At 67.5% G+C, this 24,558-nt stretch carries 20 protein-coding genes; 15 read left to right on the forward strand and 5 right to left on the reverse strand.

Annotation, left to right across the window (positions count from 1 at the left end; translation table 11 throughout):
• Positions 1–327 precede the first annotated feature (327 nt).
• The 6 genes from ACFYXH_RS02905 (at position 328) to ACFYXH_RS02930 (ending at position 5,096) form a co-directional block, all read left to right on the forward strand.
• Entirely contained in the window at positions 328–642 is a 315-nt protein-coding gene (locus ACFYXH_RS02905) for an endonuclease domain-containing protein (RefSeq protein ID WP_389560639.1), read from the forward strand.
• Positions 643–651: 9 nt separating this feature from the next.
• Positions 652–930 carry a hypothetical protein gene (locus ACFYXH_RS02910; protein ID WP_389560044.1) on the forward strand — a complete coding sequence of 93 codons (279 nt, stop codon included), beginning with the start codon at positions 652–654 and terminating at the stop codon, positions 928–930.
• Entirely contained in the window at positions 870–1,301 is a 432-nt protein-coding gene (locus tag ACFYXH_RS02915; protein WP_389560045.1) for an SLOG family protein, read from the forward strand. The genes ACFYXH_RS02910 and ACFYXH_RS02915 overlap by 61 nt, the downstream gene beginning before the upstream one ends.
• A gap of 361 nt (positions 1,302–1,662) precedes the next feature.
• On the forward strand, positions 1,663–2,100 hold the full coding sequence (locus tag ACFYXH_RS02920) for a deoxycytidylate deaminase (RefSeq protein WP_389560047.1): 438 nt from the start codon (positions 1,663–1,665) through the stop codon (positions 2,098–2,100).
• A gap of 288 nt (positions 2,101–2,388) precedes the next feature.
• The gene (locus ACFYXH_RS02925; RefSeq protein ID WP_389560048.1) at positions 2,389–4,374 is read left to right on the forward strand and encodes a recombinase family protein; all 1,986 of its coding nucleotides are present in this window, start codon (positions 2,389–2,391) and stop codon (positions 4,372–4,374) included.
• On the forward strand, positions 4,371–5,096 hold the full coding sequence (locus tag ACFYXH_RS02930; protein WP_389560049.1) for an ABC transporter permease: 726 nt from the start codon (positions 4,371–4,373) through the stop codon (positions 5,094–5,096). The genes ACFYXH_RS02925 and ACFYXH_RS02930 overlap by 4 nt, the downstream gene beginning before the upstream one ends.
• A gap of 117 nt (positions 5,097–5,213) precedes the next feature.
• Here ACFYXH_RS02930 and greA read toward each other — a convergent pair whose 3' ends face one another.
• Together greA and ACFYXH_RS02940 are read right to left on the reverse strand one after the other, a co-directional pair.
• Positions 5,214–5,714 carry a transcription elongation factor GreA gene (greA, locus tag ACFYXH_RS02935; protein ID WP_327325733.1) on the reverse strand — a complete coding sequence of 167 codons (501 nt, stop codon included), beginning with the start codon at positions 5,712–5,714 and terminating at the stop codon, positions 5,214–5,216.
• Positions 5,715–5,898: 184 nt separating this feature from the next.
• The gene (locus ACFYXH_RS02940; RefSeq protein WP_389560052.1) at positions 5,899–6,303 is read right to left on the reverse strand and encodes a DUF4307 domain-containing protein; all 405 of its coding nucleotides are present in this window, start codon (positions 6,301–6,303) and stop codon (positions 5,899–5,901) included.
• A 151-nt stretch (positions 6,304–6,454) separates the two neighbouring features.
• On the opposite strand from ACFYXH_RS02940, the gene mca reads away from it, so the two are divergent.
• A complete protein-coding gene (gene mca, locus ACFYXH_RS02945) occupies positions 6,455–7,336 on the forward strand; it encodes a mycothiol conjugate amidase Mca (protein WP_389560054.1) in 882 nt (293 codons plus the stop codon).
• Positions 7,329–7,580 (forward strand): hypothetical protein, encoded by a 252-nt coding sequence (locus ACFYXH_RS02950; protein ID WP_389560055.1) that lies wholly within the window; start codon positions 7,329–7,331, stop codon positions 7,578–7,580. The genes mca and ACFYXH_RS02950 overlap by 8 nt, the downstream gene beginning before the upstream one ends.
• Before the next feature lie 210 nt (positions 7,581–7,790).
• Here ACFYXH_RS02950 and ACFYXH_RS02955 read toward each other — a convergent pair whose 3' ends face one another.
• Entirely contained in the window at positions 7,791–10,997 is a 3,207-nt protein-coding gene (locus tag ACFYXH_RS02955; protein WP_389560057.1) for a tetratricopeptide repeat protein, read from the reverse strand.
• 124 nt (positions 10,998–11,121) lie between these two features.
• Between ACFYXH_RS02955 and ACFYXH_RS02960 the strand changes: the two genes are divergently transcribed.
• The 5 genes from ACFYXH_RS02960 to ACFYXH_RS02980 all read left to right on the forward strand — a co-directional run bounded on the left by ACFYXH_RS02960 (position 11,122) and on the right by ACFYXH_RS02980 (position 19,997).
• Complete coding sequence (locus ACFYXH_RS02960; protein ID WP_389560058.1) at positions 11,122–13,131, forward strand: thioredoxin domain-containing protein; 2,010 nt, start codon at positions 11,122–11,124, stop codon at positions 13,129–13,131.
• Positions 13,132–13,359: 228 nt separating this feature from the next.
• Complete coding sequence (locus tag ACFYXH_RS02965) at positions 13,360–14,574, forward strand: glycosyltransferase (protein WP_327325739.1); 1,215 nt, start codon at positions 13,360–13,362, stop codon at positions 14,572–14,574.
• Positions 14,571–16,307, forward strand: a complete 1,737-nt coding sequence (locus ACFYXH_RS02970; RefSeq protein WP_389560061.1) for an ArnT family glycosyltransferase — start codon at positions 14,571–14,573, stop codon at positions 16,305–16,307. The genes ACFYXH_RS02965 and ACFYXH_RS02970 overlap by 4 nt, the downstream gene beginning before the upstream one ends.
• Positions 16,304–17,488, forward strand: a complete 1,185-nt coding sequence (locus ACFYXH_RS02975) for a glycosyltransferase (RefSeq protein WP_389560063.1) — start codon at positions 16,304–16,306, stop codon at positions 17,486–17,488. Before ACFYXH_RS02970 ends, ACFYXH_RS02975 begins: the two co-directional genes overlap by 4 nt.
• A gap of 73 nt (positions 17,489–17,561) precedes the next feature.
• Positions 17,562–19,997: a galactose oxidase-like domain-containing protein gene (locus ACFYXH_RS02980; RefSeq protein ID WP_389560064.1), complete on the forward strand. Its 2,436-nt coding sequence runs from the start codon at positions 17,562–17,564 to the stop codon at positions 19,995–19,997.
• A 75-nt stretch (positions 19,998–20,072) separates the two neighbouring features.
• Here ACFYXH_RS02980 and ACFYXH_RS02985 read toward each other — a convergent pair whose 3' ends face one another.
• The gene (locus ACFYXH_RS02985; protein ID WP_389560066.1) at positions 20,073–20,711 is read right to left on the reverse strand and encodes a TetR/AcrR family transcriptional regulator; all 639 of its coding nucleotides are present in this window, start codon (positions 20,709–20,711) and stop codon (positions 20,073–20,075) included.
• 185 nt (positions 20,712–20,896) lie between these two features.
• Complete coding sequence (locus ACFYXH_RS02990) at positions 20,897–21,574, reverse strand: hemolysin III family protein (RefSeq protein WP_389560068.1); 678 nt, start codon at positions 21,572–21,574, stop codon at positions 20,897–20,899.
• A 308-nt stretch (positions 21,575–21,882) separates the two neighbouring features.
• Between ACFYXH_RS02990 and ACFYXH_RS02995 the strand changes: the two genes are divergently transcribed.
• Positions 21,883–23,706, forward strand: coding sequence for a phosphoenolpyruvate carboxykinase (GTP) (locus tag ACFYXH_RS02995; protein WP_389560070.1), 1,824 nt, complete (start codon positions 21,883–21,885; stop codon positions 23,704–23,706).
• A 225-nt stretch (positions 23,707–23,931) separates the two neighbouring features.
• Complete coding sequence (locus ACFYXH_RS03000) at positions 23,932–24,522, forward strand: helix-turn-helix domain-containing protein (RefSeq protein ID WP_389560072.1); 591 nt, start codon at positions 23,932–23,934, stop codon at positions 24,520–24,522.
• Positions 24,523–24,558: the final 36 nt, after the last annotated feature.

Consider the following 24,558-nt stretch of genomic DNA (forward strand, 5'->3'; position numbering starts at 1 on the left):
GTGCGCTGCATTGCTGAGGGAGAGGGATGGAGTTGCGAGCGTGCTGCAAATTGCAAATTGATGTGCAATGCGCACTATAGGCAGAAAAGGAGTGGGCGCAAGTGGAAGCCTGTTCAATTCTATCGGGCGCCGGGAATTGACCCTGAGGGCTTCAGGACTTGCTCAGGGTGTCGAGTCCGAAAGCCGGAAGGGGCGTTCTACGGAAAGGGTTCCGGGCTCGCGTCGCAGTGTAAGGAGTGCTACGGCATAAGGGCTCAGCGTAAGAAGGAATCCTTGAAGGAGTCTGACCCGGACACTTATTCTGCGGTAATTCGGCGGAAACACCTGATGCGCTGGTTCAAGATTACTCCTGAGGAATTTGGCGCCCTGTTGGAGTATCAGGGGGTCGCGTGTGCCCTTTGTGGTTCGGTGGAGCACGGAGGGCGAAACTGGAACATAGATCACGATCACGATTGCTGCCAGACAAAGAAGTCTTGTGGTCAGTGCATTAGAGGGCTTCTGTGTGCTTCCTGTAATGGCTGGCGCCTTCCGGCCTACGAGAACGGGCCGGAGCACTTGAAAGACTCGCCTCTGGTGAATGGGTATCTGGCAGATCCGCCCTATAAGAGGTGGGTCCTGGAACTTGAAGACAGCAAGCACTGAGGAGACATGATGGGCGATAGCGAACAGAGCGAGAACGGGCAGAACTCCGAAGCCGCAGGGACCTTTGAGGACCTGATTTCGGGCATCGAGACCCAGATGAACGCGGCCCGGCTGGAAAAGCAGGGGGCCTTTGCCGTCACAGCGGCCCGCATCTCCGGGACAGTGCTCGTTGAGGCGATGGCGGCCGGGGTCCCTCACGAGCTTGCTAAGGAGATGGCGGCCGACACGTGGAACTCCCTCATGGGCTTTCAATCGCCCATCGTGGAGGACACAGAGGCACAGGGCTGATCCGTCTACTCGTTACTGGCTCGCGGACGTGGACTGACCCCGACCTCATACAAGGGGTCATTGGGGAAGTGCTCTGGCTCAGGAGGCTCAGGCCCCGTGATCTTCTGCTGATTCACGGGGCCTGCCCTCGGGGGGCCGATGCCATGGCCGACCAGTTCGCGCGCGACATCGGGATGAGCGTCCGCCGGCACTCGGCTGACTGGGGCACCTACGGCAAGCGAGCCGGGTTTCTGCGGAACGCCGAGATGGTTCGAGCTGGAGCCGACTTGTGCTTTGCCTTCATCAGAGGTGGCAGTGCGGGGGCTTCCATGACTGCCGACCTAGCCATCAAGGCAGGAATACCAACTGAAGTCTTCAAACAGGGGGATTGATGTCTGACGAGATGGAAGAACGCTGCGGACCTTGGCAAAAGGATCTGGAGGGCCTCCCCTACGCCTCCATCGTTCCGGACCGAACTCCGGCTCTCAAGTATCACGTTGGCCTTGCCCGAGCGAAGGCCGCTGTGGCTTGGGAGCGGCCTTCTCGGTACAACCGCGATACCCAGCGGTTTGAGTACCGAGGCGTTCGCGGTGGCGAGATCTACGAACGGGATGGGCACTCCTGGAAGCTCCTTCACCGAGTGGAGGCGGGGACGCTTCCGGAAGACCTTCCATGGAGGGTGGATGCAAGGGGCGGGCATGCGGTGGCTCTGGAGAACGACTGTGAGTGAGCCCAGGCAGAGTGAGGAGCGGTATGGCTTCCGCTGAGCGCCCGTCGTGGGATGACTGGTCTCTCGGGATCGCTGATGCGGTTGCGCCTCGGGGGGACTGCACTCGCTCGCGGGTGGGTGCGGTCCTCCTGGACCGTAGACGGCGCGTCGTGATGTCGGGGATGAACGGCACCGTCCCGGGCGAGGCCGGATGCCTGTCGGGTGCCTGTCCTCGGGGGCGGACCACGTATGACCAGATCCCCGCTGGCAGCGACGACGGGAACTGCATTGCGATCCACGCCGAAGAGAACGTACTGATCAACGCGCCACGTGAAGACCTGGAGGGCGGCACGGTCTACATCACTCGGGCCCCCTGCTACCGATGCCTGCAACGGCTCAAGTCTGCGGGGGTGTTCCGGATGGTCTGGCGGACCGAGACGGGCTGGGACGCCAAGGTTTTGGAGTGGGGGAACCGAACATGAGCGCAGCTATCCGGCAGAGGAGGGCAATGACCCATTGTCCTGATCAAGAGACTTGTCCGCCCGCTCCGGGCGAGGTGGTCACGCACTGGCAAGAGGCCGAGTGGACAGAGGCTCAAGAGTTGCGTCTAGCCCGCCTGTTGTTTGGCCACCTGGCAGAACCAGTCCTCTGACCAGCCGACTTGACATCTGATCACTGAACATCAACGAACGCGGTACGCTACAGCCACACATGGGTGACCCCGGCAGCGCGCCAACGCCCCGGGGTCTGGCCAGTCTGGAGGGACTGACATGGGTAAGGCTACCCTTGCGCGCCGTCGCACCGCACGTGGGACCGTGGTCCGCGTTGCGATCTATCTCCGTGTCTCGACCGCTAAGCAGGTAGAGGGCTTCGGCCTGGACGCCCAGGACGACATGTGTCGGGCCTGGCTTGATTACCGGATCGGCAAGGGCAAGTACAAGATCCACAAGGCGTATGTGGATGGTGGTGTGTCGGGTAAGAAGGCGTCCCGACCGGCTATCGATGAGATGACCGACGCCATTGAGAAGAACCTCATAGACCTGGTGGTCTTCGGCAAGCTCGACCGCATCGGCCGGACCATGGAGGACATCCACCTCTGGGTCTTCAACGCCACGAAGCACCACAAGATCCGTGTTGCCACTGCTGACAACCGTCTCGACTCCGATGACGAGATGTTCGGCATCATGCTCAGCCTGCTCTCTTACATGGCAGAGCTGGAGCACACGCTGATCCTGGAGCGCACTTCCGGTGGACGTGATCAGAAGCTGGCCGCTGGCGGCTGGCCGCTGGGGCAGCCGCCGTACGGCGTGACTCTGTCGGGTAAGGGCAGCAAGGCCGTACCGGTCCTCTGTGAGGACGAGGTCAAGGTGATCCACATCGCCGAACACCTCATTGTGGATCTCGGGTACACCCGCGATGAGGCTGCCAACCACCTGAACAATCTTGGTCTGAAGACCCGCAGCGGTAAGGAGTGGACCGGGGCCAATCTCGCCAAGCGCATCACCTCCACTGCCCTTGACGGGTATGTCGAGTTCCGCATTGAGCGCACCACGGACGATGACGAGGAGAGGCAGTTTGAGGTCTTCCGCATTGAGGTGCCGAAGCCGATCAGCGATCCGAAGCGCGTTGCGGCGCTGCGGAAGGCTGTGAACCGCAGGTCCTTCAAGAAGAAGAACCTGAACCACTACCTCTTCACGGGTCGGCTGTACTCGATGTGCGGTGCCCACTACACGGGCGGGAAGTCGGCTGACGCGCAGATTGGCTACTACCGGTGCATGGGCAAGCGCATGGGCCTGGAGTGCCAGTGTTCCGAGCTTCCGGCGCCTGATGTCGAGAAGAGGATTTGGTCTGAGATCGAGGCCCTTCTCTCCGACAAGCAAAAGTTCCGGGATTTGGCCGCGAAGTGGCTGGGGTCGATCCCGGCGCGTGCCGAGTCATACCGCAAGCGCCTGGCGGAGCTGGATGCCCAGATTGAGAAGAAGAGGTCCAGCAGGAAGGGCCAGATTCTCGCCAAGCTGACCGCCCTGTTTGAAGACGAACTGGGCGAGGGCGCTGGAGACGAGATCGATGAGGAGACGATCAAGGAGGTGAAGCAGGCGTTGAAGCAGAAGGAGGACGAACTGACCGAAGAGCGTGAGCGGGTTGCCCGCTGGCTCCGGGAGGCTGAGGAGCAGGAGAAGCGAGCCGACGAGATCATTGCGATTGTCGAGACTCAGGCGCCGTCGATGGAGTCGTTCACCGTGGCTCAGCGCAGGGAGCTGCTTGACCTTCTCGATGTCCACGTGGAGGTGATCGGCAAGGGTCAGCCTCGCCGGAAGGGCATCGCCGATCCGCTGACCGAGTGGCACCGTGAGACGGGCACCCTGGTGCCGATGAAGCTGACGGATGAGGCTTGGGAGACGGTAGCCCCTCTTCTGCCCGCCTCGCGGCAGCAGGGCGCGCCTGTCCGTGAGGTCTTCGACGCGATCTCCTGGAAGCTGCGTACCGCTGCGAAGTGGTCTGAGGTCGAAGTCTCAAAGGGGGCTTGGAGCGCGGTGTACCGCCGTGCTGAGGCGTGGCGAACTGGCGGGCAATGGGAGGCCGCCACGGCGGCTCTGAGGTGGTCTGGCGGGGTTCCCGTTCCCCCGCTGATGCTCCTGCCCCCCATGGTGGTGACGGGCAGCATCTCGCCGAAGTTCGCAGCTCTGGGGCTGGACACTGAGAGCGTGGACGACTGCAACCAGAACCACACCCACGAACAGTCTTCCCGGAGATGATCATCTTCGGGATGATCCAGCCGATCATGTTCGTGGTGCTGTTCAGCTATGTCTTCGGCGGCTCCATGAATGTCGGCGGCACCACGGACCCCGACGTCTACCGCGAGTTCCTGATGGCCGGCATCTTCGCCCAGACCGTCACCTTCGCCACGGCGGGCGCGGGCGCGGGCATCGCCGACGATATGCACAAGGGCCTCATCGACCGGTTCCGCTCGCTGCCGATGGCCCGCGGCGCGGTCCTCACCGGTCGTACGCTCGCGGACCTCGTCCAGACCGCGCTGACCGTCGTCGTCCTCGCGATCGTCGCTCTGCTGGTCGGCTGGCGGATCCACGAGGGCATTCCCAAGGCGCTCGGCGCGTTCGCGCTGCTGCTTCTGCTGGGTTACGCCTTCTCCTGGATCGGCGCACTGATCGGACTTTCGGTCCGCACGCCCGAGGCGGCCACCTCCGGCGGTCTGATCTGGCTCTTCCCGGTCACCTTCATCTCGAACGCGTTCGTGCAGTCCAGCAATCTGCCCGGCTGGCTGCAGCCCGTCGCCGAGTGGAACCCCTTCAGCGCCACGGTCCAGGCCTGCCGTGAGCTGTTCGGCAACCCCGGTGCCTCGCCGTCCGACGCCTGGCCGATGGCGCACCCGGTCCTGGCCTCGATGCTCTGGTCGGTCCTGATCATCGTGGTCTTCCGGACGCTGTCGGTGCGCAAGTACCGCTCGGCAACCGCGTGAGACCGGACGCTGACACAAGGTGAGACACCGGAACGTGCTGAAACACCGGAAGGTGCTGAAACGCCGGAAGGGCCGGACCGCATGCGGCGGTCCGGCCCCTCCGGTGTTCCTCCTGTCTCAGCCCGTGTACGGCTTGGCCTCGAGGATCTTCACCGAGGCCGTCTTGCCGTTGGGCAGCTCGTACTCCGCGTTCTCGCCGACCTTCTTGCCGTTCACGCCGGAGCCCAGCGGGGACTGCGGCGAGTACGTCTCGATGTCCGCGCTCGCGTACTCCCGCGAGGCGAGCAGGAAGGTCGTCGTGTCGTCCTCGTCGCCGTCGAAGGCGATCGTCACGACCGTGCCGGGCGCGACCACGCCGTCCGCGACGGCAGGCGCCTCGCCGACCTTGGCGTGCTCCAGGAGCTGGGTCAGCTGGCGCACACGGAGCTCCTGCTTGCCCTGCTCCTCCTTGGCCGCGTGGTACCCGCCGTTCTCGCGCAGGTCGCCTTCCTCACGCGCAGCGGCGATCTTGGTGGCGATCTCCGTGCGCGCAGGACCAGACAGGTACTCCAGCTCGGCCTTCAGCTGGTTGTACGCCTCCTGGGTGAGCCAGGTGACGTTCTCGCTGGTCTGGGTCACAGGTGCTCCTCGTAGGTACTGGGAATACAAAGCATCGCCCTACCCAAAGGATGTGCCTCCCCGGGTGGGCGAAACCACGAGCCTAACAATTTCGTGGCGGAAGGGGGAGGACGAATGCCATCAGAATTACATCAATGCAGGTCAGCGACGAGACCCGCCGTCAGTAAATCGGTCGGCGGTCGGCTCAGCGGGCGGTGCACTCCACCAGCTCGGCACTGGTGGCACGCGCCGTTGTGCGCACCCTCACGACCTGGTCGATCCGCTTCCGGCCCCGCTGGTCCACGGCGACGTCCAGCCGCCCGACCTCGTTGCCGTCCTTCGCGCGGGAACGCAGCGTACAGGTGCCGGTCGCTTCCTTGTCCTTGCGCACCTCCAGGTGCACCTGGACCTCGGTGTCGGAGGTGACGTCGAACTTGATCACCTCGGCGCTGATCTTCTGGCCGGCGATGTAGTCGTAACCGAACCAGCCGATCATCCCGAGCAGCGCAACCCCCAGGACCGCGCCCACGATCTTGAGTTTGCGGTCGACGCGTTCGTCCGCCGAGCGGCCGTAGCGGCCCTCCGGGAGCTGTTCGCGCACCGCAGCCATGATCATTCCTTCCGGGACGGGCGGCCGGAATTTTCCGGCCCCCGATTCGGTCACTATAGAAGTCTTGCGCCCGCCGGCCGACCGCCGCCCCACATCGACGTCCCTGCGGGACGGCACCGGCATTTCGCGACGAATCAATGAGGATCGAGTCTTGACTGAGCAGCTGCGACTGATGGCCGTTCACGCCCACCCCGACGACGAGTCGAGCAAGGGCGCGGCCACGATGGCCAAGTATGTGTCCGAGGGGGTGGACGTGCTGGTCGTGACCTGCACGGGAGGCGAGCGTGGCTCCATCCTCAATCCGAAGCTCCAGGGCGACGCGTACATCGAGGAGCACATCCACGAAGTGCGCAAGAAGGAGATGGACGAGGCGCGGGAGATCCTCGGCGTCAGCCAGGAGTGGCTCGGCTTCGTCGACTCCGGTCTGCCGGAGGGCGACCCGCTGCCGCCGCTTCCCCAGGGCTGCTTCGCCCTGGAGGACGTGGAGACGGCCGCCGGCCGACTGGTGAAGTCCATCCGCACCTTCCGCCCGCAAGTCGTCACGACGTACGACGAGAACGGCGGATACCCGCACCCCGACCACATCATGACCCACAAGATCTCGATGGTGGCCTTCGACGGAGCGGGCGACGCCGAGAAGTTCCCGGAGTCCGAGTTCGGCCCGGTCTGGCAGCCGCAGAAGCTCTACTACAACCAGGGCTTCAACCGTCCCCGTACGGTCGCGCTGCACGAGGCGCTGCTGGAGCGCGGCATGGAGTCCCCGTACGGCGAGTGGCTGGAGCGCTGGAAGGAGTTCCAGCGCGCCGAGCGCACGCTGACCACGTACGTTCCGTGTGCCGACTTCTTCGAGATCCGCGACAAGGCGCTGATCGCGCACGCGACGCAGATCGACCCGGACGGCGGCTGGTTCCGCGTCCCGATGGACATCCAGAAGAAGGTCTGGCCGACGGAGGAGTACGAGCTCGCCAAGTCTCTGGTCGATACCTCCCTCCCCGAGGACGACCTCTTCGCGGGCATCCGCGACAATGACTGATATGAGCGCAAGCGCAAATCTCGCACTGACGCATCTCGTCCCTCTCGCCAAGGAGGTCGACGACAACAAGGTCACCCCGGGCGTCCTCGGCTTCATCGTCTTCGCGGCGCTGGCCGTGGGCGTGTGGCTGCTGATGAAGTCGATGAACCGCCACATGGGCAAGGTCGACTTCGAGGAGGCCCCGGACCCGGCGGCGGACGCCCCCAGCGGCGGCAAGGGTAAGTCGGGCCCTGCCGCGGCGTGACGGCGGCGGGGCGCCTGCGGCGGGCTCTGCCCCCACCTCGCCCCTTCCCGAAACCATGGGCTCCGCCCCTGGACCCCGGTACGCCCTCGGGGCGTGTCCTCAATCGCCGGACGGGCTTGGATTTCCGGCGGAAATCAAGCCTCGCCGGCGATTGAGGCGCGGGGTCCGGGGCAGCGCCCCGGCAAGGGCGCGCCCCACCAGGGACGCCGCCTATTTCGCCGCAGTCACCGGTACGCCCATCACCTCCCGCGCATGCCGGTTCGGCACCATCCCCAGATGCCACGCCTGCCAGCCGTCCTCCAGGTGCACGCCCCGCTCCAGCATCACCGCCAGGGCCTCCGCGCAGTCCTCCAGCTTGCCGTCGCGCGATGGGTGCGTCGCTCCCATCAGCTCGGCCAGCTCCTCCTGGGCCACCACCGTGCCGACCTCGATGCCGCCCGGTGAGGCGAACGGCAGCAGCGTGCAGCGCAGGAAGCGCGCCCAGTCCGCGCCGCGATGGTCCTCGTACGAGGTGAACAGAGCCGCCGCCTCGTCGCACAGCGCCAGCGCCTGAGCCGGACGGCTGTTGCCGCCGTCGATCAGCGCCAGCTCCAGACACGTCCACGCCTCGCCGTGCGCGACACCGATGCGCTGGAAGTCGGCGCGGGCGTCCACCAGGAGCTGGCGGGCGAAGCCGGAGTTGCGCAGATTCCCGGTCTGGGCAGCCCGCTGGTCCCGCGTCACCCGGCCCGAGTGATGCCGGGCACAGGCCAGGCCGTACACATCGCGCATCCGCGAGAACATCGTGCGGGCCCGCTCCAGTTCACGTACCGCCTGATCGCGGTCGCCGCACTCCTCCAGCGCCTGGCCCAGGTAGTACAGCGTCCACGCCTCACCGCGCGCGTCCTCGTTGTCCCGGTGACGCGACAGCGCCTGGCGCAGCTGGTCCACCGCCGGGGCCGGATCGCCGTCCACCAGACGGGCACGGGCCAGCTGGGTCATCGCCCAGGCCTCGCCGCGGCCGTCGCGGGTACGGCCGTAGGAATCCAGAGCCGTACGCAATTCCTCCTCCGCGCGCGGCACATCCCCCATCCGCAGACACACCTGGCCCAGCTGGAAATGCGTCCACGCCTCGCCGTGCAGCGACTCGCCCTCCCGGTGCAGCCGCAGAGCCGTCGCCAGCAGATCCAGCGCCTGGTTGATATTGGCCCGGTCGCGCTCCACCGCAGCCAGTGCGTGCAGCGACCACGCCCGGTCCTCGGCCTGCTCGTCCGAAGACTGCAGCTCGATCGCCTCGTTCAGCTTTGCCGCAGCCTCGGTCAGATTGCCCTGATGGTGCAGCGTGATGCCGAGTGAACAGAGCGCGAGCGCCGTGCCCGAATCGTTCTGCGCCTCGCGGTAGAGGCCGACGACCGAGGACAGCGTCGTACGCGCCTTGTCGAGCTCGCCGAGCTGGCGGGCCGCGATGCCGGTACGCCACCGTACGGAACGCTCCAGCAGCCCCTGGTCGACGGCCTGCGACAGCTCGCTGATCTCACCGAGCCGGTACAGATCGCCGCGCAACAGGCAGTAGTCGCACAGAGCACCCAGCAGATTGAGCACAGCCTGCTGGTTCACACCCTCGGCATGCCGCAGCGCCGAGGTGATGAAGCTCGACTCGTCGTCCAGCCAGCGCAGCGCCGCGTCCAGCGAAGAGAATCCGTGCGCCCCGAACTGGCCCGCACGCGTGGACATCTTGCCGTCCACCATCCGGATCACGGCGCCGGCCAGATCCGCGTAGTTCTGGATCAGCCGCTCCTGAGCCGCCGTACGCTCCGCCGCCTCCTCCTCGTCCAGCAGCCTGGCCCGCGCGAAGGACCGCACGACATCGTGCAGCCGGAAACGGCTGGCCCGTACATGATCTATCAGGCCCGCACCGGCCAGCTCCGACAGCAGCCGCTGCGACTCCTGCTCGTCCGTGGCCAGCAGCGCCGCCGCCGCGGCCGCGCCCAACGACGCCCGCCCGGCCAGCGCGAGCCGGCGCAGCAGCCGCCGCGCCTGCTCGGACTGGTCGGTGTAGCGCAGCCACAACGCCCGCTCGACCGGATCCACCGGACCGTACGCACCAAGATCCGCCGCCAGCTGATGAGCGGTGCGCGTGCCGAGCGACGAACCCGCGATACGCAGCGCCAGCGGCAGCCCGCCGCACAACTCCCGTACCTGGTCCGCCGATTGGGCGTCGTACGGTCCCGTCGAAGTATCCTCCGCCGACGCCCGCAGCAGTTCCTCCGCACCCGCCGCGTCCAGCGCCTCCACCGGCAGCTGATGCACCCACGCCGGAATGTCGTCCGGCAGCTCGAGCCGCCTGCGCGCCGTCACCAGCACCAGACTGTCCGACCGCTCCGGCACCAGCGTCCGCACCTGCGCCGCATCGCTCGCATCGTCCAGCACCACCGTCACCGGCAGACCCGTCAGATGCTGGTGGTACAGCTCGCTCAGCCGCCGCACCTGCTGCTCCGCCGACGACCGCTCCCGGAACAGCAACTGCTCGCGCGGCGCACCCAGCCGGTTCAGCAGATGCAGCAGCGCATCGCGCGTCGACAGCGGCTGCTCGCTGTCACCGCGCAGATCGACGATGCACGCACCGCGGAACTGGTCCTTCAGATGATGGGAGGCCCGCACGGCGAGCGTCGTACGCCCCGCGCCCGCAGCCCCGTACAGCACCACGACGGTCGGCTTGGTCTCCGTCGACGCACGGGCGGCATGCACCCACTGCGCGATCTGCGTCATCTCGTCCCGGCGGCCCGCGAACGGACCCTCCGGTTCCGGCAGATGACCGAACGACTGCTCCAGCACCGACCTCCGGCGCGCCGCCGCACTCCGGTCCGTACCGCGCAGCTGCGGCACCGCGGTCGCCTTCTTCGCCGTACGGGTGGAGGAGGCCAGCATCCGCTGCTGATCCAGGAATGGGCGGATGCCCCGTACCTCCAGCGCGGTCAGCCACTGCAGCCGCAGCTGCTCGGCACCGCCCGGCTGGCCCAGCGCCCCGGCTCTGCGGTGCGCGGCCGGCCAGTGCGACGCCGTCACCTTGGCGACGGTGGTCGCGGCCCCGGCCACCGCGACCACGGCCCCGGCACCGAGCGCGGTGCCCGCCGCCGTACCCAGCGCGATGTCCGCGCCGATCGCGGCAACCGCCGCAACGGCCGTCACCAGCACGGCAGTCGAGATGTTCTGCCGGCTGAAGCTCTCGGACAGAGGCTGCTGCCCGGCCTCCGCCTCCGCCAGCGCCTGCTCGTACGCGGCGTACTCCTCGCCCGCATTGGCCGCCATGGTGTCCAGGGCGGCCCGACCGCGTGCCAGCAGCACACCCGAGTCCGACCGCCCGCCCGAACGCCGTACCTCTTCCTCGACGGCGCGTACCAACAGCCGCTCGGCTTCGGCCCGATGGCTGTCCCGCATGTGCGTCCCCCTCCGAGAGCCCCGGTTTCCGTTCCACTTCTGTTCCGGCGACAAGTGTCCTGCGTACGGCGCGTCAGCGCGAGGGAGTCTGACGATCAACCGCACCTGAGAGAGGATGGACTGTATGCCGAACCGTCTTGCCCATGAGACCTCCCCCTACCTTCTGCAGCACGCCGACAACCCGGTCGACTGGTGGCCGTGGTCGGGCGAAGCCTTTGAGGAGGCGCGCAAGCGCGGGGTGCCCGTGCTGCTCAGCGTCGGCTACTCGAGCTGCCACTGGTGTCATGTTCTGGCTCGGGAAAGTTTCGAAGATGAACAAACTGCCGCTTATATGAACGAGCACTTCGTCAACATCAAGGTCGACCGTGAGGAGCGACCCGACGTCGATGCCGTCTATATGGAGGCCGTGCAGGCTGCCACCGGGCAGGGCGGCTGGCCCATGACCGTCTTCCTCACCGCGGACGCCGAGCCCTTCTACTTCGGTACGTACTTCCCGCCCGAGCCCCGGCACGGCATGCCCTCGTTCGGGCAGGTCCTGGAGGGGGTCTCGGCAGCCTGGGGCGAGCGGCGGGAGGAGGTCGGTGAGGTTGCGGGGAAGTTCGTCCGTGATCTGGCCGGGCGGTCGCTTGCGTACGGCGGGGACGGTGTGCCCGGCGAGGAGGAGCTGGCGCAGGCGCTGCTCGGGCTGACCCGCGAGTACGACGAGCGGCACGGCGGCTTCGGCGGTGCGCCGAAGTTCCCGCCGTCGATGGCCGTGGAGTTCCTGCTGCGGCATTACGCGCGCACCGGCGCCGAGGGCGCGCTGCAGATGGCCGCCGACACATGTGAGGCGATGGCGCGCGGCGGGATGTACGACCAGCTCGGCGGCGGTTTCGCGCGGTACTCGGTGGACCGCGAGTGGGTCGTGCCCCACTTCGAGAAGATGCTCTACGACAATGCGCTGCTGTGCCGGGTGTACGCGCATCTGTGGCGGGCGACCGGTTCCGAGCTGGCCCGGCGGGTGGCGCTGGAGACCGCGGACTTCATGGTGCGGGAGCTGCGTACGGCCGAGGGCGGTTTCGCCTCCGCGCTCGACGCCGACAGCGACGACGGTACGGGCAAGCATGTCGAGGGCGCGTTCTACGTATGGACGCCGGAGCAGCTGCGCGAGGTGCTGGGGGGCGAGGACGGTCGGCGGGCCGCCGAGTTCTTCGGCGTGACGGAGGAAGGGACCTTCGAGGAGGGCGCCTCGGTCCTTCAACTCCCGGACGGCGAAGCGGATGTGGAGATCAGGGAGCGGCTGCTCGCGGCGCGTGCGCAGCGGGCCCGGCCCGGAAGGGACGACAAGGTGGTCGCCGCGTGGAACGGGCTGGCGATCGCCGCGCTGGCGGAGGTCGGGGCGTATTTCGAGCGGCCGGATCTGATCGAGCGGGCGACCGAGGCGGCCGATCTGCTGGTGCGGCTGCACATGGACAGCGGTGCGCGGCTGGCCCGTACCTCCAAGGGCGGTCAAGTTGGCGCAAATGCAGGCGTGTTGGAGGACTACGCGGATGTCGCGGAGGGCTTCCTGGCGCTGGCGGCGGTGAGCGGTGAAGGGGTGTGGCTGGAGTTCGCGGGGTTCCTGCTGGACATCGTCGTCGACCAGTTCGTCGGCGAGGGCGGGGAGTTGTACGACACCGCGCATGACGCGGAGCGGCTGATCCGCCGGCCGCAGGATCCGACGGACAGTGCGACCCCGTCCGGCTGGTCGGCCGCGGCCGGAGCGCTGCTGTCGTATGCCGCGTACACCGGATCGGAGGCTCATCGCGCCGCCGCCGAGGGCGCGTTGGGTGTGGTGAAGGCGCTCGGTCCGCGTGCTCCGCGGTTCATCGGCTGGGGGCTCGCGGTGGCGGAGGCGCTGCTGGACGGGCCGCGCGAGGTGGCTGTCGTCGGGCCCCAGGACGACCCGGTGACACGGGAGTTGCACCGTACGGCGCTGCTGGCGCCGGCACCGGGTGCGGTGGTCGCGGTGGGGGAGGCGGACAGTGAGGAGTTTCCGCTGCTGAGGGACAGGCCGCTGATGGGCGGTCGCCCGGCGGCCTATGTCTGCCGGAACTTCACCTGTGACGCACCTGTCGTGGACGCATCCGCACTTGCCCGAAAACTCGCCAATTGACGGTGGAACACCAGTTTTTATCAGTCGAACACCGGACTTTAACCTTCCGCCTATAGGGTCCTCGGCACGAGGAGTAGCCGGGCGTGGGTACTGGGGAGTGCCGCGCCGGGTCTGCAACAGATGTGTCGCCGGCCAGGGGGGTCCTGCTGCCGGGGCGCAGGTCCAAGGGGGGACCTTTCGGTGCTCATATCGGTGTTCATTGCTGCCATTTCCGTGGCGCTTTTCTGGATGGCGGCATTCACGCTGTGGTGGCAGATGCATGCCTGGCGTACGCCCGAGACGCTCGCGGCGACCCGGTTCGACCGGCCCCACGGCGGTGTCGGGCTCTCGTTCTCCTTGCTGCTGCCCGCGCGGCACGAGCAGGCCGTGCTGGAGCACACGATCGAGCGGCTGCTGGAGTCCAGCCACTCCAACTTCGAGATCATCGTGATCGTCGGGCATGACGATCCGGAGACCGCCGCGGTCGCCGAGCGCTCCGCCGCCCGTGACCCCGTCCGGGTGCGCGTGATCACCGACACCCACGAGGTGAAGAACAAGCCCAAGGCCCTCAACACCGCGCTGCCGCACTGCCGCGGTGACATCGTGGGCGTCTTCGACGCCGAGGACCAGGTACATCCCGAGTTGCTCGCCCATGTCGACCACGCCTTCACCTCCACGGGTGCGGATGTCGTCCAGGGCGGCGTACAGCTGATCAATTTCCACTCCAGCTGGTACAGCCTGCGCAACTGCCTGGAGTACTTCTTCTGGTTCCGCTCCCGTCTCCATCTGCACGCCCAGAAGGGCTTCATTCCGCTCGGCGGCAACACCGTCTTCGTCCGTACGAAAGTGCTGCGCGAGGCGGACGGCTGGGACCCGAACTGCCTTGCCGAGGACTGCGACCTGGGCGTACGCCTCTCCTCCGTCGGCAAGAAGGTCGTTGTCGCGTACGACAGTGACATGGTCACCCGCGAGGAGACCCCCGGCACCCTGATGAGTCTGCTCAAGCAGCGCACCCGCTGGAACCAGGGCTTTCTGCAGGTCTACCGGAAGAAGGACTGGAAGCAGCTGCCGGGACGCGGGCAGCGGATGCTCGCCCGCTACACCTTGATGACGCCGTTCCTGCAGGCGTTCTCCGGCGTGATCATTCCGGTCAACGCCGCTGTCGCGCTCTTTCTCGACGTCCCCGTCGGGATCGCCATCGTGACCTTCCTGCCGCTGATCACGGCGATGGTCACCTTTGTCTTCGAGATCGTCGGACTGCACGACTTCGGCAAGCAGTACGGGCTGCGCGTCCGCGCCGTCCACTACCTCAAGCTCATCGTCGGCGGCCCCTTCTACCAGGTCCTGCTGGCCGGTGCCGCGATGCGCGCCGTCTGGCGGGAGCAGCGTGGCCGCAACGAGTGGGAGCTGACCAGTCATGTCGGCGCGCATCTCACCGAGACCCGAGAGGATGCCCACCGGTGACCACGACACTTCCGCCGGCGCCTGACACTGCCGCCGACCCGTCCGCATCCCCGTCCGCCGACCCGTCCTCCGGCGCGGAGTCCGGGCCGGAGTCCGCGCCGGGCTATATACGGCCCGTCATACGGTTCCGCAGCTCGCGCCCCGATCTCCTGCTCTGCGCCGGGCTGTTGGCCGCAATCCTGCTCGTCCAGGGCTGGAACATCACGCACTTCCCGACGCTCAGCGACGACGAGGGCACCTACCTCGCACAGGCCTGGGCGGTGCAGCAGGGCGACGGGCTCGCGCACTACACGTACTGGTACGACCATCCGCCGCTCGGCTGGATCCAGATCGCGTTCCTCACCTGGCTGCCGTCGCTGATCGCGCCGGAGACGATGACCGTGGCGTCGATGCGCTTCGCGATGCTGCTGGTCAGCGCGGCCTGCGCGGTGCTCCTCTACGTACTGGCGCGCAGGCTGTTCCTGCCGCGCTGGGCGGCCGGTCTTGCCATGCTGCTCTTCGGTCTTTCACCGCTGTCCGTGGTTCTGCAGCGCGAGATCTTCCTGGACAACATCGCGGTGATGTGGATGCTGCTGGCGTTCTGCCTGGCCGCGTCCCCGAGCCGCCATCTGTGGCACCACTTCGCCGCCGGTCTCGCCGCGGCGACCTCCGTACTCACCAAGGAGACGATGCTGGTGGTGCTGCCGGCGCTGCTGGTGACGATGTGGCGGCACAGCCATCGCGACACCCGTAAGTTCGCGGTGACCGGAGCGATAACGGCATGCGCGCTGATAGGCCTGTCGTATCCGCTTTTCGCGCTGCTCAACAATGAGCTGTTCCCGGGGCCCGGCCACGTGTCGCTGATCGACGGGATCACGTACCAGATGGGCCGCGCGGGCTCCGGTTCGATCTTCGACGCGGGCTCCGGTTCGCACGGCGTGTTCCGGTCCTGGCTCTACTACGACCGGGTGCTGCCGCTCGGCGGTCTCGCGGGCGCGGCGCTGCTGCTGATCACGCTGCGCTGGTCGGTCACCGCGCGGGCGCTCGCCGGACCTTCGCTGGTGGTGGCGATCCTCGCGCTGGTCGCGATGCGCCCTTCCGGCTATCTGCCGGCGATGTACGTCATCCAGGCGCTGCCGTTCCTGGCGATTGTCCTGGCAGGGGGCGCGGCGAGTGTGGCGCACGCGATCCTGCGGCGCCCGCTGGGGGCTTCGCCCGCAGCCTCACAGTCCTCAAATGCCGGACGGGGCGAAAGTCAGCCCCGCCTGCGATTGAGGCGCGGGGTCCGGGGCGGAGCCCCGGTGGTTCGCCACGTCGTGGCCGGGCTCCTCGCGGTCGCCGCGGCCGCCTACGTCGTGCCGCGCTGGTACGACGGCAACCGCGCCGCCCTGACCGTCGACGCCAACGGCCCCTACCGGGCGGCCGCTTCATGGCTCGAGGACGAGGTGCCCGACCCCGCGTCGACCCGGGTCCTGGTCGACGACGCGCTCTGGCTGGACCTGGTGCACGACGGTTTCGAGCCCGGTACCGGCGCCATCTGGTTCTACAAGGCCGACCTCGACCCCGCGGTGACGAAGACGATGCCGCGTGGCTGGCGGGACCTCGACTATGTCGTGTCGTCGCCGACCGTCCGGCGTGACGCCGTCGATCTGCCCAACGTCAAGGCGGCACTGGAGCATTCGAAGCCGGTTGCCGTCTTCGGCGACGGCGAGGACCGGATCGAGATCCGCCGTATCGCTGGAGGCGCCCGATGACCACACCCCGTACGGGCGCCGAAGAGCTCGGCAATCCGGAACTCAGCGGCGCCCAGCTTGCCGAGCCCGGTGCCGTCACCATCATCATCCCCACCTTCAACGAGTCGGGAAATGTACGGGAGCTGCTGCACCGGCTCACCGAATCGGTGCCGTCCCGGCTGCCTTGCGAGGTCGTTTTTGTCGACGACTCCACGGACGACACCCCGGAGGTGATCCGCAGCGCCGCGCAGGACTGCCCGTTTCCGGTCGCGGTGCTGCACCGCGAAACGCCGGTCGGCGGGCTCGGCGGCGCCGTCGTCGAGGGCATGAAGTCCGCGGGCTCCGACTGGATCGTCGTCATGGACGCCGACCTCCAGCATCCGCCCGCGCTGGTGCCCGAACTGGTGGCGGCGGGCGAGCGGTCGGGCGCCGATCTCGTCGTCGCCAGCCGCTATATCCGCGGCGGCAGCCGCGCGGGCCTCGCCGGCGGCTACCGCATCGCCGTCTCGCGCGGTGCGACCTGGCTGACCAAGGGGCTCTTCCCGCGCCGGCTGCGCGGCATCAGCGACCCGATGAGCGGCTTCTTCGCGATCCGCCGAAGTGTGGTGACAGCCGATGTGCTGAAGCCGCTCGGCTACAAGATCCTGCTGGAGCTGGCCGTACGGTGCCGTCCCGAGAAGGTCGCGGAGGTGCCGTTCGTCTTCCAGGACAGATTCGCGGGCGAGTCCAAGTCGACCGCGAAGGAAGGGCTGCGCTTTCTCGGGCATCTCGCGGCGCTGCGTACGGCCTCGTCGGCGGCGCGGATGCTGGCCTTCGGACTGATCGGGCTCACCGGCTTCGTACCGAATCTGCTCGGGCTGCATCTGCTGACGGCCGCCGGAATGCACTATCTGCCGGCCGAGATCGTGGCCAATCAGTTCGGCGTCGGGTGGAACTTCCTGCTCATCGAGGTGCTGTTGTTCCGGGACCGGCGCAGGCATCGGCACTGGGCGGACCGGGTCGGGCGCTTCGCGCTGCTCGCCAACGCCGATCTGCTGCTGCGCATTCCGCTGATCGCGCTGTTCGTGGGCCATCTGGGGATGGCTGTGCTGCCCGCGACCACGTTGGCGCTGCTGACCACGTTCGTCCTGCGGTTCGCGGCGACGGAGGCGCTGGTGTACCTGCCGCGCAAGGGCCGTGTCGGGACCACCCGGCGGCAGTAGTTCGTTCTCGATCGCCGGACGGGCTCTCTCTCAGGCCCGTCCGGCCGAGGACAGCACAGAAAGGGACCTGCCCATGCCATCAACGATCAGGAGAGGGCGCCGACGCCCGGCCGCGCTGCTGGGCGTCGGCGCAATGACCGCCGCGCTGCTGATTTCCGCTCCGCAGCCCGCCTCCGCCGGAGCCAATCTGATCACCAACCCCGGCTTCGAGGCGGCCGGTTCGCCCGGTTCGGCGGACATGCCCGCCTGTTGGGAGAAGTCCGGCTGGGGCGACAACGACTTCACCTTCGAGACCGTGGCCGACGCGCACTCCGGCAGCAAGGCGATGAAGGTCTCGCTGAGCCGCCGCGTGGACGGCGACCGCAAGGCGATGATCACCGAGGACGCGACATGCGCGCCCAAGGTGAAGCCGGAGAGCCAGTACGACCTCTCGCTCTGGTACGAGAGCACCACTCCTGACACGTCCGTCACCCTCTTCCGGCACGACACGACGCAGGGCTGGCAGTACTGGACGGACCTCAAAACCCTCCCGATGAGCGGCAGTTACGAGCGCGCCGAGGTCCGGACGCCCGCCGTGCCACCTCATACCGACCAGATCACCTGGGGTGTGTCGGTCTACGGCACCGGCTCGGTCACCACCGACGACTACGCCATGGAGGAAGTGACCGCGCCCGCCCCCGCGCCGCAGTGCACGGCGACGCCCGAGGAGTGCGCCAAGGGCCGCTGGGAGGTCCTGCCGGTGCAGAACCCGGTGCGTTCCATGCACTCCGTCGTCCTGCACAACGGCAAGGTGCTGGTCATCGCGGGTTCCGGGAACGACCAGGCGCAGTTCGAGGCGGGCACCTTCACCTCGGCCGTCTACGACCCGGCGAGCGGAACCTTCAGAACCATCCCCACGCCGGTGGACATGTTCTGCGCCGGCCATGTGCAGCTGCAGGACGGCAAGGTCCTGGTGATGAGCGGCAACAAGGGCTATCCGTCGGCCGACGGCCGGATCGGCTACCAGGGACTGAAGGACTCGTACATCTTCGACCCGGCCACCGAGACGTACACCAGGACGAACGACATGAACGGCGGACACTGGTATCCGTCGGCGACCGTCCTCGGCAATGGCGACGTCATCTCCTTCGGCGGTCTGAAGGAGGACTCCACCGGCAATGTGACGGCCGAGAAGTTCTCGGCGGCGCAGAACAAGTGGCTGCCGATGAACGAGGTCAACCAGACCTGGTCTTATTGGGGTCTGTATCCGTCGATGATCCTCATGCAGGACGGCCGGCTCTTCTACTCCGGCAGCCATGTCTTCGGCAACGGAACGCAGGGCTCCGGCGCCTCGATCTACGACTACACCGCCAACACGATCACCGATGTGCCCGGTCTGCAGAACAAGGACCAGCGCGACGAGTCGGCGAGTGTGCTGCTGCCGCCGGCCCAGGACCAGCGGGTCCTGACGATGGGCGGCGGCAACAACGAGAGCAATCCGGTGGCCAACCGTCTCACCGACATCATCGATCTGAAGAGCTCCAACCCGGCGTACACGAACGGGCCGTTGCTGCCGCAGGGCCAGGTGGACCAGGGACAGGGCAAGCGGCCGCAGTCGGGCGCCGAGGGCAAGATGTTCGTCTCCGCCGTGCTGCTGCCGGACGGAAAGGTGCTGGAGACGGGCGGCGGACTGCACGACCGGGCTGATCCGGTGTACGAGGCGTCGTTCTTCGACCCGGTGAGCAATACGTACGAACAGGGCCTGGCGACGGACCCGATCCCGCGTACGTATCACTCAGGGTCCTTCCTGCTGCCGGACGGGCGGGTGATGTCCGTCGGCGACAACCCGGGCAACGGCACGTACAACCACAATGTGTCGGTCTACACCCCGCCGTATCTGCTCAAGGGCGCCCGGCCGAGTATCACTTCGGTGATCGACGGGCAGTGGACGTACGGGGACACGCAGCGGATCACGGTCGACCGGCCCATCGCCAAGGCGGAGCTGATCCGTCCGGCGGCGGTGACGCACTCCTCCGACCCCAACCAGCGGTTCGTGGATCTGCCGATGACCGTCGACGGCAACAACATCGACCTCAATGTCACGAGCAACCCGAATCTGGCGCCGCCCGGCTGGTACATGCTCTTCGCGGTCGACGCGAACGGCATTCCGTCGCTGGCCCAGTGGGTGCATCTCGGGGGCCCGGCGGCGCTCGCTGCGGACGCGCCGTCCGCGCATGTCCACGACTTCGCGGACGCGCCGGCGGCGGCGCCCAGGAAGGCGCAGAAGAAGCGGAGTTCGGTATCGGTGAGCCCGCAGGTCGCGGGCTGCGACCGGCACTACGGGGCGGCCGGAGTATGTGTTCCTACGGTTTTCCCGCGGACGGTGAAGGCGGGCACGGCGTCGCGGTGTCAGTGGCTTTCAGCGCATGATTACGGCCGCCTGAAGGTCAACGGCAAGGACGATCCCCTGGGGCTCGACCCGAACAGGGACGGACTTGCCTGCGGGAAGGGGGACCGGGCCGGCCATTGACGCCGGCGCGGGGCCGGAACAAGCCTCGCCGGCGTTTGAGGCGCGGGGGTGGGGCGGAGCCCCCGGGAGCTGGAGCTAGAGCTTCAGCCCGCCCTTGATCGTGGTCAGCGCGCGGTCCACCAGCTCGATCAGATCGTCCTGGTGGTCGCGCGCGGCCCAGTACAGCATCACCTCGCGCAACGCCCCGAGCACCGCCGCCGTGAAGACCCGTACGTCCAGGTCGTCGCGGTCGCGGCCGGTGCGGTCGGCCAGCGCCTGGACCAGCAGCTCCGAGGTGGTGGCCATGGACTCGGTCATCCTGGCGCGGATCGCCGGGACCTCCACCATCAGCCTGGTGCGCTGGATGACCTCCTCGCGCTCCTCATTGATGGAGGTCCGCAGGGCGTGCGTCATCACATGCCGGATCGACTCCAGCGGGTCCTCGTCGGCCGGCCTGGCCCGCAGCGCCGCTTCCATGACCGGGTCGTACTCGTCGGTGAGGACGATGTCCTCCTTGGTCGGGAAGTAGCGGAAGACCGTGGAGGGCGAGACCTCCGCGGCTTCCGCGATCTGCTCGATGGTGGTCGCCTCGTACCCCTGCTCGGCGATGAGACCGTACGTCGCCCTGCGGATGGCGATCCGCGTCTTGAGCTTCTTCCGCTCGCGCAGACCCGGCTGTGGCTGCGCTTTGGCGACGGACGAGTCGCGCGAGGGGGTACGTGTGGTGGCGGCCATGTCCGTCATTGTCCTGTATCGACCGGGGCGGGAGTCACGTCCACGTGGCCGCCCTCGGAGAGTTGATGTCAAATGACGCCAACTGTCGAAAGGTGGCCGGTGTCAAGAAAAAGGGCCGTGGCGGCGATGCCACGGCCAGGGCCGGAAGAGTGGTCGGAAGGAGCGCCCGGAAGGGGTGAGAGGGGTTACGAGTGCTGGTAGGCGACCATCGAGATGCCCACGTAGTGCACGACGAACGCCGCGAGGGTGAGGGAGTGGAAGACCTCGTGGAAGCCGAACCAGCTCGGTGACGGGTTCGGCCGTTTGATTCCGTAGATCACGCCGCCCGCGCTGTAGAGCAGCCCGCCGACGATCACACAGACGAGCACGGCGATTCCGCCGGCGCGCATGAAGTCGGGCAGGAAGAAGACCGCCGCCCACCCCATCGCGATGTAGCAGGGGGTGTAGAGCCAGCGCGGGGCGCCGACCCAGAAGACCCGGAAGGCTATTCCCGCCACGGCCGCCACCCAGACCGCCCACAGCAGCGTCCGGCCGGTGGAATCGGGGAGGAGGAGCATCGTCAGCGGTGTGTAGGTGCCCGCGATGATCAGGAAGATATTGGCGTGGTCGAGCCGGCGCAGTACGGCTTCGCCGCGCGGGCCCCAAGTGCCACGGTGGTAGATCGCGCTGACGCCGAAAAGCAGGCACGCTGTGAAGACGTAGATCGCGCAGGCCACCCGGGCGCGGGTGGAATCGGCGAGTGCCGTGAGCACCAGCCCCGCGACGAGTACGGCGGGAAACATCCCGGCGTGCAGCCAGCCGCGCAGCCTCGGTTTCACCGGGGTTGGCTCTATCTCGGTCACTTCGGGCGCGGCAGAGGTCATGACGAGGATGGTACCTACGCAACCGTAGGTAACGCGCGCTTCGCGCCAGGCTCACAGCGGTTGGCTCGAGCCCGCTCCGGGGTCGCGGCTTCGGGTTCGCAGCTCAGGTCTCACCTCCGGTTTCCAGCTCCGGTTGCAGGTTTTGAGTGATGAGTGGTGATGCTCACGTGAGAGGTCCTCTGGACATATGCGCACAGGACACCGATCATCAGATGAGTGCGGTCGGCACCGGATGAGCGGGCTACGAAGCATCCGGGTCGCAGCCCCCACGGGGCAACAACCTTCAAACCCCTCACTTAGGAGCGATCGTGGCGCGCGACATCGCGGCTCCCGGCACCGTCCCCACCAATCACCAGGAGCTCGTCGACTGGGTCGACGAGATCGCAGCAATCACGGAGCCGGACAGCGTCGTCTGGTGTGACGGATCCGAGGCCGAGTACGAGCGCCTGTCCGAGGAGCTCGTCGCCAAGGGCACGTTCAAGAAGCTGGACCCGATCAAGCGCCCGAACTCGTACTACGCCGCGTCCGACCCGAGTGATGTCGCCCGGGTGGAGGACCGCACCTTCATCTGCTCCGAGAAGGAGGAGGACGCGGGCCCGACGAACCACTGGAAGGCTCCCGCGGAGATGAAGGACATCTTCGCGGGCGAGCAGGGCATCTTCCGCGGCTCGATGCGCGGGCGGACCATGTACGTCGTGCCGTTCTGCATGGGACCGCTGGGCTCGCCGCTGTCCGCGATCGGCGTCGAGATCACCGACTCCGCGTACGTCGCCGTCTCCATGCGCACGATGACGCGCATGGGCCAGCCGGTGCTGGACGAGCTCGGCACCGACGGCTTCTTCGTCAAGGCCGTCCACACCCTCGGCGCCCCGCTCGCCGAGGGCGAGGCCGATGTGCCGTGGCCCTGCAACTCCACCAAGTACATCTCGCACTTCCCGGAGACCCGCGAGATCTGGTCGTACGGCTCCGGCTACGGCGGCAACGCCCTGCTCGGCAAGAAGTGCTACGCGCTGCGCATCGCGTCCGTCATGGCGCGCGACGAGGGCTGGCTCGCCGAGCACATGCTGATCCTCAAGCTCACCCCGCCGCAGGGCGAGTCGAAATACGTCGCGGCGGCCTTCCCGTCCGCCTGCGGCAAGACCAACCTCGCGATGCTCGAGCCCACGATCTCCGGCTGGACCGTCGAGACGATCGGCGACGACATCGCGTGGATGCGGTTCGGCGAGGACGGCCGGCTGTACGCGATCAACCCGGAGGCCGGTTTCTTCGGCGTCGCGCCCGGCACCGGTGAGCACACCAACGCCAACGCCATGAAGACCCTGTGGGGCAACGCCGTCTTCACCAACGTCGCGCTGACCGACGACAACGACATCTGGTGGGAGGGGATGACGGAGGAGACTCCGGCACACCTCATCGACTGGAAGGGCAACGACTGGACGCCGGAGTCCGAGACCCCGGCCGCCCACCCGAACGCCCGCTTCACCGTGCCCGCCTCGCAGTGTCCGATCGCCGCGCCGGAGTGGGAGGACCCGAAGGGTGTGCCGATCTCGGCAATCCTCTTCGGCGGCCGCCGCGCCTCCGCCGTCCCGCTGGTGACCGAGTCCTTCGACTGGAACCACGGTGTCTTCCTCGGTGCGAACGTCGCCTCCGAGAAGACCGCGGCTGCCGAGGGCAAGGTCGGCGAGCTGCGCCGCGACCCGTTCGCGATGCTGCCGTTCTGCGGCTACAACATGGGCGACTACATGGCCCACTGGGTCAAGGTCGGCGCGGACAAGGACCAGGCGAAGCTGCCGAAGATCTACTACGTGAACTGGTTCCGCAAGAACGACGCGGGCAAGTTTGTGTGGCCGGGCTTCGGTGAGAACAGCCGCGTACTGAAGTGGATCGTGGAGCGTCTGGAGGGCAAGGCCGAGGGCGTCGAGACGCCGATCGGCATCCTGCCGACGCGTGAGGCGCTCGACACGGACGGCCTCGAACTGCCGGAGGCCGACCTCGACTTCCTCCTCAAGGTCGACAAGGAGGTGTGGCGCGAGGAGGCCGCTCTGATCCCCGAGCACCTCAACACCTTCGGCGACCACACGCCGAAGGAGCTGTGGGACGAGTACCGCTCGCTGGTCGCCCGTCTCGGCTGAGCACAGCTGAAGGCTGAACAGCTGAAGAAACGTCGCGGCGGATCAATCCGACATCCGCCCTGACCTGTGGGGTCACACAGGTCCGCCGCGTCCCCGGCCCCCGAAGCCCCCTCACGGCTCCGGGGGCCGGGCCTTTCCCGACGGGCGGCAACAGCCCGGCGGGTCTCCTCGGCGCCCGTGTCGGCCGACTTGACAAACTTTCTTGCCGAGGCGGCAAATGGGGAGATGGCCGACGACGACATTCCCGGCGTGCTGACCGCTGTTGGCCCGCGGCTGCGGGCCCTGCGGCACGACCGCGGCACCACCCTGGCCCAGCTGAGCGAGACGACCGGTATCTCGCTCAGCACCCTCTCGCGACTGGAGTCGGGCAAACGCAAACCGACCCTGGAGCTCCTGCTCCCGCTGGCCAAGGCGTTCGCCGTGCAACTGGACGAACTGGTCGGCGCGCCGCCCACCGGTGATCCCCGTATCCACCCGCGCCCCTTCACCCGGCACGGCCAGACCTTTGTGCCACTGACCCGCCATCTCGGCGGCCTGCACGCCTACAAGCAGATCCTCCCCGTCAGCAAGGCGACGGGCGCACGGCCCGACCAGCGGACGCACGAGGGCTACGACTGGCTCTACGTTCTGTCCGGCCGACTGCTGCTGGCCCTGGGTGAGCACGACATCGTCCTCACCGCGGGCGAGGCCGCCGAATTCGACACCCGTACTCCCCACGGCTTCGCCAACGCCGGACCCCAACCCGTCGAGTTCCTCAGCCTGTTCGGGGCGCAGGGCGAGCGCATGCACGTACGGGCCCGCCCCACCGGCGCGTGACCGGAGCCTCCACGCTCGCGTCGACACGTGAACCGC

It is taken from the genome of Streptomyces sp. NPDC002730 (genome assembly GCF_042888805.1).
GTDB lineage: Bacteria > Actinomycetota > Actinomycetes > Streptomycetales > Streptomycetaceae > Streptomyces.